The organism is Paenibacillus sp. CAA11 (assembly GCF_003060825.1).
Classification (GTDB): domain Bacteria; phylum Bacillota; class Bacilli; order Paenibacillales; family Paenibacillaceae; genus Fontibacillus.
Window position 1 is genome coordinate 1,867,444 of sequence record NZ_CP028922.1, and the last position, 17,185, is coordinate 1,884,628.

Here is a 17,185-nt window from a genome sequence, read left to right on the forward strand (position 1 = left end):
CATGGATTTGTTCAAGGACTTTGCGGACTTCAAGATGGATGTGCTGAAAGAGGTCGGAAATATCGGCGCGGGCAACGCTGCAACAGCTCTTTCAAGACTTCTTGATAAACCCATAGATATGGCGGTTCCCAAAGTTCAGATGCTGCCTTTTGAAGCTATTGCTGACAGGGTTGGTGGAGCTGAGAATATTGTGATTGCAGTGTTCTTCCGTGTAGAAGGAGAAGCTCCGGGTAATCTGTTTTTTATCCTAACACCGGAAGCCGGGAAGAATCTCTTGAGCCGACTTGCAGCGATTGATACGGAACAAGGAAGCGAGTTCTCTGAGATGGAATGGTCGGCTTTATCCGAGATCGGAAATATATTAGCAGGCTCGTATCTATCCTCGCTTGCTGATTTTACGAAGCTGTCCATGTCGCCTACAGTTCCGGCACTGGCTATGGATATGGCCGGAGCCATCTTAAGCTATGGATTACTCCAATTTGGTCAGATGGGTGACGATGCACTGTTGATTGATACAACATTTATTGAGGGACAGGAGGAAGTGGAAGGACAGTTCTTCCTCATTCCGGATCCGGATTCTTTCGATAAAATCTTCGCGGCTTTGGGAGTGCCTGTGAGCCATGATTGAAGAACAGCATATTGTTAAAGTCGGCATGGCAGAATTGGGAATGGTACAGAACCAGGGACTTATTCGTACAACAGGACTCGGATCATGTGTGGGACTTACCCTGCATGATCCTCAGCTTAAGCTGGGAGGCATGGTGCATGTGATGCTGCCATCTTCCGAAATTGCTAGAGAAGGCGCTTTGAATCTCGCAAAATATGCGGATACGGGTGTACCTGCCTTGTATGAGAAGCTTATTCAGGCAGGCGCTTCCGCCAAGAGACTTGTAGCAAAGATGGCGGGAGGCTCGCAGATGTTTAGCTTCGCAGGTACGGGAGATACGATGCGTATTGGCCCCCGAAATGTGGAGTCATGTAAGGCTAGTCTTGAAGAACTAGGGATTCCCTTGATTGCTGAAGATACTGGCGGCAATTATGGGAGAACGATAGAATTAGATTGTGAAACGGGTATACTATTTATACGCAGTATACAAAAGGGGATAAAGGAATTGTAGCCATGGCAGGAAAAATGATGTTTAACTGGTTATTCGGTGCAATCGGATTTATCATCACTTTTGCATTTTCATCTTCTTCTAATCTATTAACAACTTCTTTAATCAGAAGTCTTATCGCTTTTGTAGTTTGGTTTGTTATAGCCTTTGCATTGAGATGGGTTATTGGAGTTCTTAAGGAAGACCCTGCTGATTCAGCAAATCAAAAGGGGGATCAGGCGCATCAAGCGCAGGATGATAATTTAGGGATCAATGTGGATCTAAGCACACCGGATGAAACAGACGAACTAAATGATTTGCTAAAGCCCCAAGCAGCTCCTCAGGCTGAGTCTCAAGCGAGTAATTCCGATTTTGCCCCCTTGAATCCTCCAAGGCTGGCAACTAGCGTAGATAAGAATCCGGAAGAGCTGGTAAAGGCTGTTCGTCACCTGACAGAAGAATAAAGGGGTGGGGTAAATGAACGAGCGCAAAGGTTCTCCTTTAAGTTACGCTGATCTTTGGGAACGTTGGAAGGAAAAAGGCGACTTGGAGGCGAAGAAAGAGATTATCGAAAAATATCTGAATATCGTCGACTATGTAGCCGGACGTCTTGCGGTCGGTCTCCCCAAAAATGTTTCAAAAGATGATCTGTTCAGCAACGGAGTGATGGGGTTGATTGACGCCGTTGAGAAATTTGATTATAAAAGAGGTCTGCAATTTGAAACCTATGCCTCCTGGCGTGTGAGGGGCTCTATTCTAGACGGGTTGAGGCAAGGGGACTGGGTTCCACGCTCTGTCCGTGAGAAAGCAAAGCGCATTGAAGAAGGTTATCAGCAGCTGGAACAGCAATACTTAAGAAGCGTCACCGATTCGGAAATGAGCAGCTATCTTAATGTGTCGGAGAAAGAGTTCCAGCATATGCTTCAGGAGGTTGCCGTAATGACTTTGTGCTCGCTTGAGGATCCTATTCGTGAGGAAGAATCCGAGACGCGGCTGTCCGTGCTGGTTGATGATAAAGCAAAGAACCCGGACCACAAAGTCCAGGAATTTTATCTGCATGAATCGCTCACCAAAGGAATTGAGAAGCTGACCGAGAAAGAGCGGACGGTTGTCTCCTTGTTGTACTATGAGGATCTGTCGCTTAGTGAAATTGCGGAGGTAATGTCTCTATCACCTTCTCGGATTTCACAGCTGCACTCCAAAGCAATTCTGCGGCTTCGCGGCAGCCTTGAGAAACATCGCAGCCTCTTAATGCAAGAAGATTAAGAGGCTTGTGATTTGTAGGAGGGGTGCCAATTTGAAAAAGTTAGAAGAGTTAGAACAGTACTTGAGCACTGCAATGTCAGAAGATAAAACAGTTGCTTATCTACAGTTTATTAAGTATGAAGAAGACTTTGAGTGTACTATTGAGACTTTGGAGACCTTCCTACGAAATCAAGGTATTCACTACGGCATCCAGATGGATATTCTTCACCGGTTTGTAGAGAATCCAGCAGAGTACACTTATAGTCGGACACCGATAGCATTTGGAAGGGAACCCGTCGATGGTAAAGATGGAGTAATTAACTACTTGGTTGATATGGAAGAACACCGAAATACTCCGAAAGAATCAGAAGATGGAATAGTCGACTATAAAAATGTTATTCAGCTTAATAACGTTAAAAAGGGGCAACTGATCGCTACTCGAGACTTTCCAGTTCCTGGGGAACCGGGGATAGCTGTGACTGGTGAAGAGATCGCTTTCAAACCTGGAAAAGAATTACATTTTAAGGTTGGAAAAAATGTGGTTGTCAATTCTGAACAAACAGCTATGTATGCGGCTATTGATGGTTTGGTAACTCGAACGGACAAACTTAATGTATTTCCTGTTTACGAAATCAATGGAGACGTTGATTATAGTATCGGAAACATCGACTTTGTAGGTACCGTAGTTATAAGAGGAAATGTACTATCTGGTTTTAAAATCAGTGCCGGTGGTGACATTCGTATTACTGGGGGTATAGAGGGCGCAGAGCTCGAAGCTGAAGGTTCTATAGATATTTCTGGCGGCATTATAGGATATAATAAAGGATTGGTTAAGGCTGGTCAAAATGTGAAGAGTTCTTTTATTCAAGACGGAAACGTAGAGGCCGGAGTTGATGTGGTTGTCTCTCAGAGTATTATGCATTCAAATGTGCGTGCAAGAAGAGATGTAATCTGTCTAGGAACAAAGGGATTAATAGTTGGTGGGCATATACAAGCAGGTGAAAAAGTTGTTGCCCGGGTAATAGGTAATCCTATGTCAACAACCACTTCTATTGAAGTGGGGGTACTCCCTGAACTTCGCAACGAGCTTTCACTGTTAAAGCAGCAGCTTAAAGACGATACTCAGAATTTAGATAAAACTGAGAAGGCTCTTGTTCTTTTGGATCAATTAGCTTCTCACGGTAAATTAACCCCTGATAAATTAGCAATGAGAGCTAAATTAAGTCTAACAAAGAAGTCTGCTATTCAGCATCAAAGAGAATTAAAAGAACGAATATTAGAGATAGAAAAAACGCTTGAAAATACCGGAAGGGCTAAAGTTCAAGTGATGAGCATGATATATGGAGGTTCAAAAATAGCAATTGGAAGATATACTAGATTTATTAAGGACCCCATTTCTCGAATGACATTCTATTTTGCTGAAGGCGATATCGCAATGTCTTCATATGTTTAGCACGTGGCACAGCATTGATATTTAATTTGGAACAATCTTCATTGATGAGGTGGTCCTATGGATCTTAAGCCTGTTGAATTGCAGATTGCGGTTCCTCGAACTAGCGAAGCCAGCCGGGTTCAGCAAGATCAGCAGCATCGGCCTCTGCTGGATCAGCAGATGATTGCAGGACAGAATATCAAGCATGCAGACCAGCAGAGAACACGAAGTACGGGCATTGATGACTCAAGCAAGACGCAGATTCATGATCAGGATCACCGCGAATCCGGTTCGGGCCAGGAACAGCATTCCTCCCCCAATCAAGAGGAGCAGGCACCTCCGTCAAAGCCGGCCGAGCATCCTTACAAAGGTAAACACATTGACTTATCTTATTAAAAAATTTACAGCAAGTGGTGAGAGAAATGGATTTTTCCGCTCCATGGGTATATATCGTTCTGTTAGGTGCCGTTGTCTTGGTCTATTCGCTGCTTGCTCCGCAGCGTAAGCAGGCAGCGAGATCAAGTCAGGATACCGTCAGCGATGTAGAAGCAACATTAGAGCAGTATATGGCAGAGATGGAGCAGGACAATGACGAAATTGTGCAGCTGCTGACTCAGTTCAAGCAGGATACCGTCTCAAAGCAGTTATCCATGCAGGAGCAGATCAGCGAGCTTCGTCAGCGTTTGGCGGACACGGAGAAGCAGCATGCGGCATTGGAGCTTGTCGTTTCTACGCTTCAGCAGAATGGCTGGAAAGGAGCTTCCGTACCAGTAGCTGCACATTCCATGAACGCTCCAAGCCTGCCTGATGGGGCAACTGCAGAACCCGAGCAGCAGATTGAGGAACCATCACCGGCTGTTCCAACGGTCCGCGATCGCTATCCGCAGCTTTTCGAGCTTGATGCTCAAGGGAAGTCGATGGATGCCATTGCTAAAGCGGTGGGAATGCCCAGAGGTGAAGTTCAGCTGATCCTTCAGTTGGCCAAAAGGGAGGAATCCCTGTGAAGAACCGTAATTTTCTGATGGGTCTCGGAGCGGGATTGATCATTGGTGCTATCCTGCTGCAGCTGATGAATGTGGCTCAGAGTACAAATTCTAAATCACTATACACTGAGGAGCAGGTTAAACAAGCCGCTGAGAGTCTTGGTCTTAAGGTGTATGGAAGCGATGAAGAGGTGTATACCGAGCAGGAATGGAAAGAGAAAACCTCTGGGAATAAGGGACAGACAAGCAGGGGTACTGCTGCGAGTCCTTCAACGCCTGTTAAACCGTCCACTCCTAAGAAACCGTCGTCAACTTCGACGACTTCTCCCGCTACTCCTGTTAAGCCTGCAGAGCCCCAAAAGCCTACAGCGAAATCCAATTCTGCTTCAGAGGAGAAATCGGCCGAATCCATTTCCAAAGGCAGCATTTCCGTCAAGGTTACTTCCGGATCAACGTTAACGGATGTGGCAGCAAGGTTGGAGAAGGCAAACGTAATTTCCGACAAGAGCTCTTTTATAAAGTGGGCAAAAGCCAAAAAGCTGACGTCTGTGATTCAAACGGGAACCTATCAGTTCACTGAAGGGGAAGATTTCTCCTCGATTGCTAAAAAAATTACCACACGATCCAAATAACAAAGATCCCTCAAGGCCAAGTGGCTTAAAGGGATCTTTGTTATTTGGCAAAAATTTCGGTGTTATGATCCTTTCTTAAATTGGGTAAGGGCCCAAGAGGAGGCGATTGCACTGAGATATCTAAAATCGATAAGTCGGAGACGGCATCATGCTAATTCCCAGGAAGGCCCAAAGCTCCATTCCAGGATAAATCATCAGAGAGAAAGTATAAAAGCAAGGTTGACGGTGGATGATCGCTATGAGACGCGGAGATTAGCGGCTGACATTATGACAGGACTGCTGTTTATCATAGGCAGCATATGTATGTTCTATGAATCCCTATCCCATCTGGCCAGAAGCTTGTATCTTGCGGGAAGCTGTATGATGCTGGTGAAAGCTCTGGTCAATCTAGCTTATAGATTTCGGAGGAAAAAGAGCCGTTAGTCCCCGTAGCCTCTCTTCTACCCGCCCGGTTAAGAGAAGGGTCTATTGTCTGTGTTGCCTTCTCTAGAATCGGCATTGACTTTGAAGGTGGATGTGCTTGGTGTAATCCCCCGCCAGGAGAGATAGGTCCACATGCGAAGCAATCTCTCAATGGGGCCATTGCGGAATTTAGTCAGCCACAGCCTGCTGATGAGCGCTTGAATCAAATAGATGATGATAGCGAAGCCGATGCCTGCAACCACTCCAACTTTTCCAAAGAGGCCTAAGCCATATCCGTAAAATATTGTAGTACAGATCACGGTTTGCATTAAATAGTTGGTCATCGACATGCGTCCAATCGCTTCAAATTGGCGAATGGGCTGTGAATCCGATGAGAAATAAGAAAATACATAGGCGAATAAGTAGATGTAGCCCAAGCTGAGCATCTCACCTCCCAGCATAATCAGTGAGGAGCTGAAGTTCGATGTGTACAATACCCCAATGGCTTTTAGAATCAGGGCAGCTGGTAGTATCCATATAATTCTCTTGGCATATAAGGCCCGTTCCGCCTTAGGCTGGCTAAAGCGCTGCTTCTTGGCAGCCGCCATGCCAAACAAAAACATAGGAGCAGTAACCAAAGGCACTAGCACTACTAGAATCAAAGCCTCGCTTGTAGAAAGGCCGAGAGGATCTACGTTATTGCGGTGAAACATGATTTCATGATAGGAGCCTTCACGATTAACATGGATTGTCTGCTCAATATATTTATCCATAGATTGTTCCTTTGCGGGAGTGGCAGAGTCTTCACCATATATCATGACAGTCATAAGCGAGATAAGGACAATCCCCCAGATCAGCAGTGTTTTAGGTTTGCGGTTAATAAACAGAAGTAGAAAGAAACCAATCATACCATAGGCAAATAAGATATCTCCTTCCCACAGTAAGTAGGAATGCATAAACCCTGCCGCAATTAGAAACAAGAAGCGCCGTATAAGATAACGCCTATATTTTAACCCTTTGGCAGCGAGGCTGTCTTTCATTTTAATCAGGCTGTATCCGAATAAGAAGGTAAAGATCGGCATAAAGCTGTCTTCAACGAAGATGCGGAGAATTTGATGAAACGATTGATCCCAGAAGGAAGGATTGAAATACTCCAGCTTTTCCTTTCCATACATTCCGTATTGAAATATCAGCATATTGGCCATCAGAATACCAAGTAAGCTAAATCCTCGTAGAGCATCGACCAGCGTTACTCTTCCTTTAGACCCCAGTCCGTTATGACTATTTGTCATTTTCTATCACCTCGGTTCCAGCATAAAGTCTGCTGCTTAACGGAACTCAAATAAATGTCTAACAATATCTTAATTTTGAGAATAATTGTTTAGCTCCTGTTAAGCTTCCTCTGCTACGATAAGGGGGGTGAGGAAATTTGAACAATACAAAGATACTAATCATTGAAGATGAACAGGCAATTGTAAGCATGCTGGAAATGGTGCTCCGCAAGGAGGGGTTTACCCATATTATGTCCGCATCAACCTGTGAGGAGGGGCTAACGCTCATGGAGCGGGATGCAGCAGAGATCGTACTGCTGGATGTGATGCTGCCGGACGGAACAGGATTTGATCTCTGCCCGAAAATTCGAGCCCTTGGGGAGCCTCATATTATTTTCTTAACAGCACGGTCTTCTGATTTGGATGTCCTGACAGGCTTTGCTATCGGAGGGGACGATTATGTAACCAAGCCCTTTAACCCCCTTGAAATTGCGGCAAGGATCAAGGCGAGGCTTCGCCGGCCAGGATTCACTCCATTCTCTGCTTCAGCCTCAGTTGTCTCCAGGTACGCCTATGACCGATTTGTTGTGGATGAAACCGCGGGGGAGCTTGTAGTCGATGGAGAGCCGGTTGGCTGTCCTGCACAGGTTTTCCAGCTGCTGCTTTTCTTCTGTAAGAATCCCGGTATAGTGTTCTCTAAAGCTCAGCTATATGAAGCGGTATGGGGGATGGACGGGCTTGGAGACGACAACACGGTTATGGTGCATATCAGAAGAATACGTGAGCGGATTGAGCGGGACCCCAGTCAGCCGGAATATTTACTGACCGTACGCGGCCTCGGATACAAGCTGATTAAACCAAGGGGGACCGTATGAAGATTCATCGAAGAATGACGTTTCATTTTACATATCAGCTGTTGCTTTCTGCGGTCTTTATGGCTATCGTGCTAATCGTTATTTTCTTTGTAATCCTGCAAAAAGTCAGCAACGATGATCTTCGCAAAAACTTCCCTGTTGGAGCACTTGACATGATTGTAACCGAGACGCTTGTAGATGGGAACGATGTACATCTTCCAAGCTATTGGAGAACTACATTAGATAACAGAGAGATGTGGCTGCAAATTGTTAACATGGAAGGAGATGTCATTCTCGAGGCAGGCAAAGCAGGAGTGAATTTCCCGCATAAATATTCGGTCCGAGAAATGCTTGATATTCAGGAAAAGAAGCAAAGGGGCTCTTATCAGATTGAATCACAGCTGGACACCTCGAGCCAGAAGCCGGTTCTATTTCTTCTAGGGTATGAGAGTTCTACTCAGGAACTGGTGAACAGCTGGTTTAGCGAATATCAAAACAAAGGGCTCGTCCGAGAGGATCGTCAAGGGGCGCTGGAGCGTGCTTTGGAAGCTTCGGAGGCTTATATCCATGTTATAGATACGCAAGGGACCATTGTTCAGCGGCTTGGTCATCTTGAAGATCAAGAAGATCAGAACAAGAAGGTTTATCATCCGCTCGAAATTATAGCGATGCAGAACCAGCCTGGGAACTATGATACCTCCATAGCCGTACATCGTGATCTTTCATCCGGGAAAACATGGATAGCGCATTTTCCGCGATTGGAAAATGAAGAGAGCCAGCCCATCATGCAGAACCTCATTTGGTTTCTTGTGGGTATTGGAGCTGCCATGTTTCTGATCATACTAAGTGTGACGATATGGCACGGCTACCGGTATGGAGGTCCGCTGCTGCTGTTTAGCGGTTGGTTCGAACGGATGGGACAGGGCAGATATGATGAAGTTTTTACGGAGAAGGATAAAAAGCGGGTGTTTCGCAAGAACGGTAAGCTTCGAATTAAGTACCGCCTATATAGGGAAGCGATCCATTCCTTCTATGCTATGGCACATAAATTGGCGGAGATAGAAAGGGAGCGGAAGCGGCTGGATCAGAGCCGGGAAGAGTGGATGTCCGGTATTTCCCATGACCTCCGCACACCGCTTGCCAGTATCCAAGGATACGGTTATATGCTGGAGAAATCTCCGGGTGAATGGAGCCGCGAAGAGCTTGAAGAGATGGGGACAGTCATCCGTCAAAAGAGTGATTACATGCTCTCTATGATCTCGGATTTCTCGCTCTTCCTCAAGCTTAGAAGCGTCGATGAGGCATATTCCCGCAGGGAACGGCTGGAATTGGGAGAACTTGTGCGTAGAGCCGTGCTCAAGTATGTTAATGATGCGACGATCGGCCATGCTGAATTTGACTATCAAGAAAGCAATAAGGAAATTTGGCTGCTTGCCGACCCTAACGGGATAAAGAGGTTGATGGATAACCTGTTGTCCAATAGCATCAAGCATAATCCTGACGGAGTCCAGGTAACGGTCAGCACAGGTATAGCTAGTCAGAACGCCTTTATTCGAGTTGCCGATAATGGGAGCGGAATGGACGAGATGACGAAGGACAACTTGTTTGAGAGGTACTACCGGGGAACCAACACCTCGGAGTCGACCGAGGGCTCGGGACTTGGCATGAGCATTGCCAAAGCCATTGTGCAAGCAGCTGGGGGCAGCATCCGGGTTGAATCCGAGCTTGGAAGAGGCACCGAGATCACGGTTCTTCTCCCGCTAGAACCTCCAGCTTTCAAGGAATCAAAGTCAGAACCCGCATGATTAGCCGTAGTCTTCCATAGCTGAATCATATGAATGCTTACTTGCATCCGCTTTTCACTTATGATATAGTAATTGACGGTGTTAAAACGCACGCCGATCGATTTCGTGAAGGGTGCTTTCTGCAGTGCAGAGAGTCTTGACGGAAGATGACACCGGCGGAGGGAGCATCAAATAAAACCAATTAGGAGGTGCGTGAAGATGGCAGTAATCTCCATGAAACAACTGCTTGAGGCAGGCGTTCACTTCGGTCACCAAACTCGTCGTTGGAACCCGAAAATGGATCGTTATATCTTCACTGAAAGAAACGGTATTTACATTATCGACTTGCAAAAAACAGTTAAAAAGGTCGAGGAAGCTTACAACTTTGTAAAGAGCATTGCTGAAGAGAACGGAACAATTCTGTTCGTAGGTACTAAGAAGCAAGCCCAAGACTCTGTTAAAGAAGAAGCTGAACGCGCTGGTCAATTCTACATTAACCAACGTTGGCTCGGTGGTACTCTGACCAACTTCCAAACCATTCAAAAGCGGATCGACCGCTTGAAGAAGCTTGAAGCTTGGGAAGAAGACGGTACTTTCGCAGTACTGCCTAAGAAAGAAGTTATCCTTCTCCGCAAAGAGAAAGAGCGTCTTGAGAAATTCCTGGGCGGCATCAAGAACATGAAGGGCTTGCCAAGTGCACTCTTCGTTATCGACCCTCGTAAAGAGCGTATCGCTGTTGCGGAAGCTCGTAAATTGGGTATCCCAATCGTTGGTATCGTAGACACGAACTGCGATCCGGACGAAATCGACTACGTAATCCCAGGCAATGACGATGCAATCCGCGCCGTGAAATTGCTGACTGGTAAGATGGCGGATGCCGTAATCGAATCTCACCAAGGTGAGCAAACAGCTGAATAATAGCTGTTATCTATAAAGTGATAAATTAAATGAAAAGGGTGGTTGGTAGGTGCAATAAACCTCTCACTACCCTTTTTTTAAAGGAAAAAATGAAGGGGCCTGTAAGCCTCTTACCACGACAATGGAGGTTATTTAAATGGCAGTCGATGCAAAATCCGTAAAAGAATTGCGTGAAAAAACCGGCGCTGGTATGCTGGATTGTAAGAAAGCACTGGAAGAGGCAAATGGTGATCTGACCAAAGCCGCTGAATTGCTTCGTGAAAAAGGCTTGGCAGCAGCTGCAAACAAAGCTGGCCGTGTAGCTACTGAGGGTGTAGTTGAATCTTACATCCATGGCGGCGGACGCATTGGTGTTCTGGTTGAAATCAACTGTGAAACTGACTTCGTTGCAAAGACAGATCAATTCAAAGAGTTCGCTCGTGACGTAGCTATGCACATTGCTGCAGCAAGCCCTCGCTATGTTCGTCGTGAAGAAGTGCCTCAAGAAGAAGTGGATAAGGAAAAAGAAATCCTTAAGGCACAAGCTCTGAACGAAGGCAAGCCTGAGAAGATCGTTGAGAAGATGGTTGAAGGTCGTATTGGTAAATTCTACGAAGAATACTGCCTGCTTGAGCAGCCTTTCGTAAAAGATCCAGACAAAACAATCGCTACGCTGATCAATGAGAAAATCAGCACTATTGGTGAGAACATTTCTGTCCGTCGTTTTGTTCGTTATGAACTTGGTGAAGGCCTTGAGAAGAAAGTTGATAACTTCGTAGAAGAAGTTATGGCTCAAGTTAAGAAATAAGAACACACTATACTTACATTGAAATATCTATGAGGATGGAACACGCTGTGTTCCTTCTTTTTTAACCTGACGGCCAAGAGCCGTCCTTCAAAGTGGAGGGTATGCATTTGGAACAGCCTGTATTTAAACGTGTTGTCTTAAAGGTCAGCGGAGAATCGCTCGCCGGTCAGAACGGATACGGCATTGACGCCGAAACCATTTCATCCATTGCGCAGCAAGTCAAAGAAGTAGTGGAGCTTGGCGTTCAAGTGGCGATCGTATGCGGCGGCGGTAATATTTGGCGCGGCATCGCCGGCAGCGCAAAGGGGATCGACCGCGCTACAGCCGATTATATGGGCATGCTTGCCACCCTGATGAACTCACTTGCGCTTCAGGATGCTTTAGAGCAAATCGATGTGCCTACACGGGTGCAAACTTCAATTGCGATGCAGCAAATTGCTGAGCCTTATATTCGCCGCCGTGCCATCCGGCACTTGGAGAAGGGGCGCGTAGTCATTTTTGCAGCAGGTACGGGGAATCCGTTCTTCTCCACGGACACGACGGCTGCCCTCCGTGCAGCGGAAATTGAAGCGGAAGTTATCTTAATGGCGAAGAATAAAGTGGATGGCGTATATTCCGCTGATCCATTTGTAGATCCAACTGCGGAGAAATTTGAGCAGTTGACTTACATGGAAGTGCTTAACAAGAATTTGGGTGTCATGGACTCCACCGCTTCGTCCTTGTGTATGGATAATGACATTCCGCTTATTGTATTTGCCATTACGGAACAAGGTAACATTAAGCGCGTCGTACTCGGGGAAAAGATCGGGACGATCGTCAAAGGGAGTGTAGATTAATGCCACAAACGGTGAAGAAGAATGCCGAGGAGCGTATGGAGAAAGCGATTCAGGCATTGAGAAGAGATTTGGCTACCCTTCGTGCAGGCAGAGCTACTCCAGCTTTGCTGGATCGCATTCAGGTTGAATATTATGGGGCAGCTACGCCGGTTAACCAGCTGGCGAACATCAATACGCCAGACTCACGCACACTGCTGATTCAGCCATGGGACAAATCGTCTATGGCTGACATCGAGAAAGCTATCATGAAGTCTGATTTGGGTCTTACTCCGGCTAATGATGGTAATGTCATTCGTCTTACCATCCCGCCGCTGACTGAAGAGCGGCGCCTGGAACTGGTGAAGATGACGAAGAAGCACGGTGAGGAAGCGAAGGTAGCAATTCGGAACATTCGTCGTGATGCGAATGATGACATCAAGAAGATGGAAAAAACTGAATTGTCCGAAGATGAATCCCGCAGACATCAGGATGACATCCAGAAGACAACAGACAAATATATCGCGGAAGTGGACAAAGTGCTCGCTGCGAAAGAAAAAGAGATTCTGGAAGTGTAAGAGACTTTAACCAGCCCCGCCGTAACGGTGGGGTTTGTCTCTTTTTCATCACTGCTTGGAGGAAATAGAATGATCAATTTATTGCGGTCCTTATGGAAATCTGATCAGCCTCGCAAGACTGTGAGCTTGCAGCATGACAATATTCCCGAACATGTGGCCATCATTATGGACGGTAACGGACGTTGGGCCAACCGCCGGGGGCTACCGCGGATTATTGGCCATCAGAACGGCATGAAAGCTGTGAAGAGGGCTACGATTGCAGCGGACGAAATCGGCGTCAAGTATTTAACGATGTATGCTTTTTCTACAGAGAATTGGAAGCGTCCTAAAGACGAAGTGGATTTTCTCATGCGTTTGCCGCAAGAGTTTCTGGCGATAGAATTGGATGAGCTTGTAGAGAAGAATGTCCAGGTCAGGATGATGGGCCATACGGACCAGCTCCCGTCCTATACCATTGCGGCCATGGAAGAAGCTGCTGAACGGACAAAAGACAACACAGGTCTGGTGCTGAACTTTGCACTTAACTATGGTTCCCGAAGAGAAATTGCGGACAGTGTCAAGTCACTATGCAATGAAATTCAGGCAGGGCAGCTGAGTCTTGATGATATTACGGAAGACCATATCACTTCTCACCTTCTGTCTGCAGGAATTCCTGATCCTGATCTGTTGATCCGTACCGGCGGAGAGCTTCGACTCAGCAATTTCATGCTCTGGCAGCTGGCTTACAGTGAGCTTGTATTCTCAGATATTTATTGGCCAGAGTTTGGGAGAGAACATCTGCTTGAGGCAGTAGCGGAGTTTCAGCAGCGGACGCGCAGATACGGCGGATTAACGTAGCGGACGGAGGTAGTTATTTGAAACAGCGACTAATTACAGGTGTTTTAGCCGGTGTGTTTTTTTTAGGACTTTGTTTGATCGGCGGAATGCCTTACCAACTATTAATTATGCTAATGGCTCTTGTCGGCTATTATGAATTTGTCAAAATGACACAGCTTCCTTCATTTGGAGGAACAGCCTTAATTGGATATGCTGGTGTCTTTCTATATTTGTTCCCTTGGAATCGAGTGGATATGCCAGAGGGCTGGGACGTGACCCGGCTTACCTGGCTTCTGATGCTGTTATTTATGTCAGTTACGGTGTTTACTAAGAACCGGATAACCATTAAGGAGGCCTCCTTATTATTTTTAGGGGCAGTCTATATCGGCATCGGGTTCTCTTATATATCACAATCCCGAGTTACCGAGGACGGGAATGGACTGTTCTGGACCTTTCTGCTGCTTGTATCCATTTGGGGAAGTGATGCCGGTGCTTACTTTACAGGAAAGGCGATCGGCAAAACCAAGCTGTGGCCAGCGATCAGTCCCAACAAGACTGTGGAAGGCGCGATTGGCGGAGTGGTTATTGCCATTGTAATTTCCGTTATATTTGCGGTGTTCTCAGGCGGCCTCCTGTCGATTCCAAGAGCTGTTCTAGTGGGGTTAGCTGCAGCGGTTGTAGGCCAAATCGGCGATTTGATTCAATCGGCTTACAAACGAGTCTACGGGATTAAGGATTCAGGTAAAATACTACCGGGGCATGGAGGCATATTAGACCGGTGTGACAGCTGGATTACGGTCTTCCCATTTGTTCATCTTGTGATGCTGCTGCCGTTCTGATTGGGCCACACAAGTACATATCACATTTAAGCCACGAGGTGAATTATGAAAAAGCTAGCCCTAGTGGGCTCTACGGGTTCCATCGGGACACAGACCCTGGATGTCGTTGATAAGTATCCGGAACAATTTCAGATAGAAGGTTTGGCAGCAGGCTCCAATGTGAGCCTTTTTTTGGAGCAGCTGCACCGCTTCAAACCGAAAAAGGCGTCCGTAGGAACCAAACAGCTGGCGGACGAGCTTCGTCCATTGCTTCCAGCTGGAGTGGAACTGTTTTATGGAGAAGAGGGGCTGGTTGAGGTTGCTGCCGGGACGGATGCGGATATGGTGGTAACGGCGGTGATGGGCAGCGTGGGACTGCGCTCCACGCTTGCGGCCATTGACGAAGGAAAAACCATTGGGCTCGCTAACAAGGAGACATTGGTCACCGCTGGTCATCTGGTGACGTCGCTTGCCAAGAAGAAGGGGGTTTCCCTGCTTCCAATCGACAGCGAGCATTCGGCCATATTTCAATGTTTGAATGGCGAACACCGTAAAGAAGTCCAGCAAATTACGCTTACTGCATCTGGCGGATCATTCCGGCATTTGACCCGTGATGAATTGGCTTCTGTTACGGTCGAGGATGCACTGAGGCATCCAAACTGGTCGATGGGGGCCAAAATTACAATTGATTCTGCGACGATGGTGAATAAAGGACTGGAGGTCATTGAGGCACACTGGTTGTTTGACGCGCCTTATGATCAGATAGGTGTGCTGCTGCACCCGGAAAGCATCATTCACTCTTATGTTGAATTTGTAGATGGAAGCATTGTAGCACAGCTGGGAAGCCCTGATATGCGAGTACCTATTCAATATGCGCTTACGTATCCGGAACGCTGGCCATCTCCGGCGAAACGTCTTTCTTTAGCGGAGCTTGGAAGCCTGCATTTCAAGGAAATGGATTACAATAGGTTCCCATGTTTAAGACTGGCCTTCGAATGTGGTAGAATAGGTGGTACAGCCACCACCGTGTTTAACGCGGCCAATGAAGTTGCAGTGGCCCGTTTTCTGAATCGGGATATTTCATTCCTGCGGATCGAGTCTCTTATTGAAGAGGTGCTGGGCAAACATGATGTACAGGCAGAGCCGGATCTCGACAGTATTCAGGCTGCAGATGTCTGGGCAAGAGAACTGGCAGTTCGTTTGTAACCCACCCATAAGTCTTTGGTAAGCGGAATTCTCCTAATGGGAAATTGGTGCTTAGGGCAAGATGATTTGTCTATCGCCCTGGTGTGGCAAATTATAATTACCTACATCGGTTCAATCCTTGAGGACCGCCGAATATGGTTGTATCAGGAAGGACAAGGCAGACCTTAACCTAAAAGGAGAGTGCTATCAATTTGGAAATGCTGCAAATTATATTTCTGACCGTATTGATGTTCTTTATTCTCGTTACGGTGCATGAATGGGGCCATTATTACTTCGCCAAGAGGGCGGGGATTCTTGTAAGGGAGTTCGCCATTGGGTTTGGACCCAAGCTATTTTCTTATAAGCGGAATGAAACTCAGTTTACGCTGAGACTCCTTCCATTTGGCGGCTATGCCAGAATGGCGGGGGAGGATCCGGAGCTTGTTGAAGTCCAAGCAGGACAGACTGTTGCACTTCGATTGACAAATGATGAAGTAACCAAGATTTATTTGGATCGCTTGGACAGCCGCAAGAATGTGATTCGCGGTGAAGTCGTCCGTGTAGACTTGGAGAATCAGCTTCAAATTGAGCTGAATGTGGACGGCGAGGCGCAAGTTTATCCAGTACACAGACAAGCGATGCTCGTGTCCAAAGCCAAAGAAACGCAAATTGCGCCAAAAGATCGGCAATATGGAAGCAAGACTGTTGGACAGCGTGCACTTGCGATTTTTGCAGGCCCACTAATGAATTTTATCTTGGCTTTTATTCTTTTTTGGGTGCACATTCAAATGGCGGGCATCGCTTTGCCGCCGACCCATCTAGAAATCGGGGAAATGTCCAAGGGTATGCCTGCCATAGAAGCAGGTCTGAAGACTGGCGATGTTATAGAGAGCATTAATGGTGTGAAGGTTGGAACGGATGCTCAGAAGATGATTGATATGATCTCTACATCCAAAGACAAACCTATGCAGTGGCAGATTCGCAGAGGGGAAGAAGTTCGTGATGTGACCATTACGCCGCGTGAGGTCGCAGGACAAGAAGGTGGCAAGATCGGTTCGACGATCATTACCTACATTCCAACCCGCAGCGCCTCGTTCGGTGAGAGCTTCACGGAGTCGGGCCGCGCGATGGTGGATACCACTGACGCGATCTTCGTAGGCTTTAAGAAGCTTATCAACAAGTTCTCTATGAATGATCTTGGAGGACCAGTGCGGACCTTTGAAGTTACCGGGCAGATTGCCAAGCAAGGGATCGCGCAGTTAACACAATGGGCTGCTATTCTTAGCTTGTATTTGGGGATATTTAACCTGCTTCCTATTCCGGCCTTGGATGGAAGCCGCCTTATCTTTATCGGGGTGGAAGCCGTGCGCGGGAAGCCAATTGATCCGAATCGGGAAGGAATGGTGCATTTTATAGGGTTTGCCGCATTATTCCTGCTGATGATTGCAGTGACTTACAACGATATACTTCGCTTAATTAGCGGTTAACGGGCAATGTGAGAATAGAGTAGGGCTTTCGGCAACTGTGCTGCTTCCTGGGATGAACCCAAGAGCATAAGTCCGAAGGCCCTTGTT

The 17,185-nt window shown here is 46.7% G+C and carries 20 protein-coding genes; 19 read left to right on the forward strand and 1 reads right to left on the reverse strand.

Annotation, left to right across the window (positions count from 1 at the left end; translation table 11 throughout):
• The first annotated feature begins 1 nt into the window (after nt 1).
• The 9 genes from DCC85_RS08845 (at nt 2) to DCC85_RS08885 (ending at nt 5,809) form a co-directional block, all read left to right on the forward strand.
• Nucleotides 2-628, forward strand: coding sequence for a chemotaxis protein CheC (locus tag DCC85_RS08845; protein WP_108465254.1), 627 nt, complete (start codon nt 2-4; stop codon nt 626-628).
• On the forward strand, nt 621-1,118 hold the full coding sequence (locus DCC85_RS08850; protein WP_108465255.1) for a chemotaxis protein CheD: 498 nt from the start codon (nt 621-623) through the stop codon (nt 1,116-1,118). The genes DCC85_RS08845 and DCC85_RS08850 overlap by 8 nt, the downstream gene beginning before the upstream one ends.
• Before the next feature lie 2 nt (nt 1,119-1,120).
• The gene (locus DCC85_RS08855; RefSeq protein WP_108465256.1) at nt 1,121-1,558 is read left to right on the forward strand and encodes a hypothetical protein; all 438 of its coding nucleotides are present in this window, start codon (nt 1,121-1,123) and stop codon (nt 1,556-1,558) included.
• A 13-nt stretch (nt 1,559-1,571) separates the two neighbouring features.
• On the forward strand, nt 1,572-2,360 hold the full coding sequence (locus DCC85_RS08860) for a FliA/WhiG family RNA polymerase sigma factor (RefSeq protein WP_108465257.1): 789 nt from the start codon (nt 1,572-1,574) through the stop codon (nt 2,358-2,360).
• 31 nt (nt 2,361-2,391) lie between these two features.
• The gene (locus DCC85_RS08865) at nt 2,392-3,792 is read left to right on the forward strand and encodes a FapA family protein (protein WP_199909990.1); all 1,401 of its coding nucleotides are present in this window, start codon (nt 2,392-2,394) and stop codon (nt 3,790-3,792) included.
• Between the two features lie 57 nt (nt 3,793-3,849).
• Nucleotides 3,850-4,167 (forward strand): hypothetical protein, encoded by a 318-nt coding sequence (locus tag DCC85_RS08870; RefSeq protein ID WP_108465258.1) that lies wholly within the window; start codon nt 3,850-3,852, stop codon nt 4,165-4,167.
• Nucleotides 4,168-4,193: 26 nt separating this feature from the next.
• A complete protein-coding gene (locus tag DCC85_RS08875) occupies nt 4,194-4,775 on the forward strand; it encodes a hypothetical protein (RefSeq protein WP_108465259.1) in 582 nt (193 codons plus the stop codon).
• Entirely contained in the window at nt 4,772-5,386 is a 615-nt protein-coding gene (locus DCC85_RS08880) for an endolytic transglycosylase MltG (protein WP_108465260.1), read from the forward strand. Before DCC85_RS08875 ends, DCC85_RS08880 begins: the two co-directional genes overlap by 4 nt.
• A gap of 225 nt (nt 5,387-5,611) precedes the next feature.
• Complete coding sequence (locus tag DCC85_RS08885; RefSeq protein WP_159081823.1) at nt 5,612-5,809, forward strand: YrhK family protein; 198 nt, start codon at nt 5,612-5,614, stop codon at nt 5,807-5,809.
• A 29-nt stretch (nt 5,810-5,838) separates the two neighbouring features.
• On the opposite strand, the gene DCC85_RS08890 is transcribed toward DCC85_RS08885, so the two are convergent.
• Nucleotides 5,839-7,080 (reverse strand): DUF418 domain-containing protein, encoded by a 1,242-nt coding sequence (locus DCC85_RS08890; RefSeq protein ID WP_108465262.1) that lies wholly within the window; start codon nt 7,078-7,080, stop codon nt 5,839-5,841.
• Nucleotides 7,081-7,217: 137 nt separating this feature from the next.
• Here DCC85_RS08890 and DCC85_RS08895 point away from each other — a divergent pair, with 137 nt between their 5' ends.
• The 10 genes from DCC85_RS08895 to rseP all read left to right on the forward strand — a co-directional run bounded on the left by DCC85_RS08895 (nt 7,218) and on the right by rseP (nt 17,098).
• Complete coding sequence (locus DCC85_RS08895) at nt 7,218-7,934, forward strand: response regulator transcription factor (protein ID WP_108465263.1); 717 nt, start codon at nt 7,218-7,220, stop codon at nt 7,932-7,934.
• Nucleotides 7,931-9,718 (forward strand): sensor histidine kinase, encoded by a 1,788-nt coding sequence (locus DCC85_RS08900; RefSeq protein ID WP_108465264.1) that lies wholly within the window; start codon nt 7,931-7,933, stop codon nt 9,716-9,718. Before DCC85_RS08895 ends, DCC85_RS08900 begins: the two co-directional genes overlap by 4 nt.
• Before the next feature lie 198 nt (nt 9,719-9,916).
• Nucleotides 9,917-10,615, forward strand: coding sequence for a 30S ribosomal protein S2 (rpsB, locus tag DCC85_RS08905; RefSeq protein ID WP_108465265.1), 699 nt, complete (start codon nt 9,917-9,919; stop codon nt 10,613-10,615).
• Nucleotides 10,616-10,751: 136 nt separating this feature from the next.
• Entirely contained in the window at nt 10,752-11,402 is a 651-nt protein-coding gene (gene tsf / locus DCC85_RS08910) for a translation elongation factor Ts (protein WP_108465266.1), read from the forward strand.
• A gap of 107 nt (nt 11,403-11,509) precedes the next feature.
• Entirely contained in the window at nt 11,510-12,238 is a 729-nt protein-coding gene (pyrH, locus tag DCC85_RS08915) for a UMP kinase (RefSeq protein WP_108465267.1), read from the forward strand.
• A complete protein-coding gene (frr, locus tag DCC85_RS08920; protein ID WP_108465268.1) occupies nt 12,238-12,792 on the forward strand; it encodes a ribosome recycling factor in 555 nt (184 codons plus the stop codon). The genes pyrH and frr overlap by 1 nt, the downstream gene beginning before the upstream one ends.
• Nucleotides 12,793-12,861: 69 nt before the next feature.
• Complete coding sequence (locus tag DCC85_RS08925; RefSeq protein ID WP_108465269.1) at nt 12,862-13,629, forward strand: undecaprenyl pyrophosphate synthase; 768 nt, start codon at nt 12,862-12,864, stop codon at nt 13,627-13,629.
• Between the two features lie 17 nt (nt 13,630-13,646).
• On the forward strand, nt 13,647-14,447 hold the full coding sequence (locus tag DCC85_RS08930) for a phosphatidate cytidylyltransferase (protein WP_108465270.1): 801 nt from the start codon (nt 13,647-13,649) through the stop codon (nt 14,445-14,447).
• Between the two features lie 45 nt (nt 14,448-14,492).
• Nucleotides 14,493-15,632, forward strand: a complete 1,140-nt coding sequence (locus tag DCC85_RS08935) for a 1-deoxy-D-xylulose-5-phosphate reductoisomerase (RefSeq protein ID WP_108465271.1) — start codon at nt 14,493-14,495, stop codon at nt 15,630-15,632.
• Nucleotides 15,633-15,823: 191 nt separating this feature from the next.
• Nucleotides 15,824-17,098, forward strand: coding sequence for an RIP metalloprotease RseP (gene rseP, locus DCC85_RS08940; RefSeq protein WP_108465272.1), 1,275 nt, complete (start codon nt 15,824-15,826; stop codon nt 17,096-17,098).
• The last annotated feature ends 87 nt before the right edge of the window (nt 17,099-17,185 follow it).

Coding starts and splice junctions, on each gene's coding strand:
- DCC85_RS08845 (WP_108465254.1), top strand. CDS start 2: ATGGATTTGTTCAAGGACTTTGCGGACTTCAAGATGGATGTGCTGAAA.
- DCC85_RS08850 (WP_108465255.1), top strand. CDS start 621: ATGATTGAAGAACAGCATATTGTTAAAGTCGGCATGGCAGAATTGGGA.
- DCC85_RS08855 (WP_108465256.1), top strand. CDS start 1,121: ATGGCAGGAAAAATGATGTTTAACTGGTTATTCGGTGCAATCGGATTT.
- DCC85_RS08860 (WP_108465257.1), top strand. CDS start 1,572: ATGAACGAGCGCAAAGGTTCTCCTTTAAGTTACGCTGATCTTTGGGAA.
- DCC85_RS08870 (WP_108465258.1), top strand. CDS start 3,850: ATGGATCTTAAGCCTGTTGAATTGCAGATTGCGGTTCCTCGAACTAGC.
- DCC85_RS08875 (WP_108465259.1), top strand. CDS start 4,194: ATGGATTTTTCCGCTCCATGGGTATATATCGTTCTGTTAGGTGCCGTT.
- DCC85_RS08890 (WP_108465262.1), bottom strand. CDS start 7,080: ATGACAAATAGTCATAACGGACTGGGGTCTAAAGGAAGAGTAACGCTG.
- DCC85_RS08900 (WP_108465264.1), top strand. CDS start 7,931: ATGAAGATTCATCGAAGAATGACGTTTCATTTTACATATCAGCTGTTG.
- rpsB (WP_108465265.1), top strand. CDS start 9,917: ATGGCAGTAATCTCCATGAAACAACTGCTTGAGGCAGGCGTTCACTTC.
- tsf (WP_108465266.1), top strand. CDS start 10,752: ATGGCAGTCGATGCAAAATCCGTAAAAGAATTGCGTGAAAAAACCGGC.
- frr (WP_108465268.1), top strand. CDS start 12,238: ATGCCACAAACGGTGAAGAAGAATGCCGAGGAGCGTATGGAGAAAGCG.
- DCC85_RS08925 (WP_108465269.1), top strand. CDS start 12,862: ATGATCAATTTATTGCGGTCCTTATGGAAATCTGATCAGCCTCGCAAG.
- DCC85_RS08935 (WP_108465271.1), top strand. CDS start 14,493: ATGAAAAAGCTAGCCCTAGTGGGCTCTACGGGTTCCATCGGGACACAG.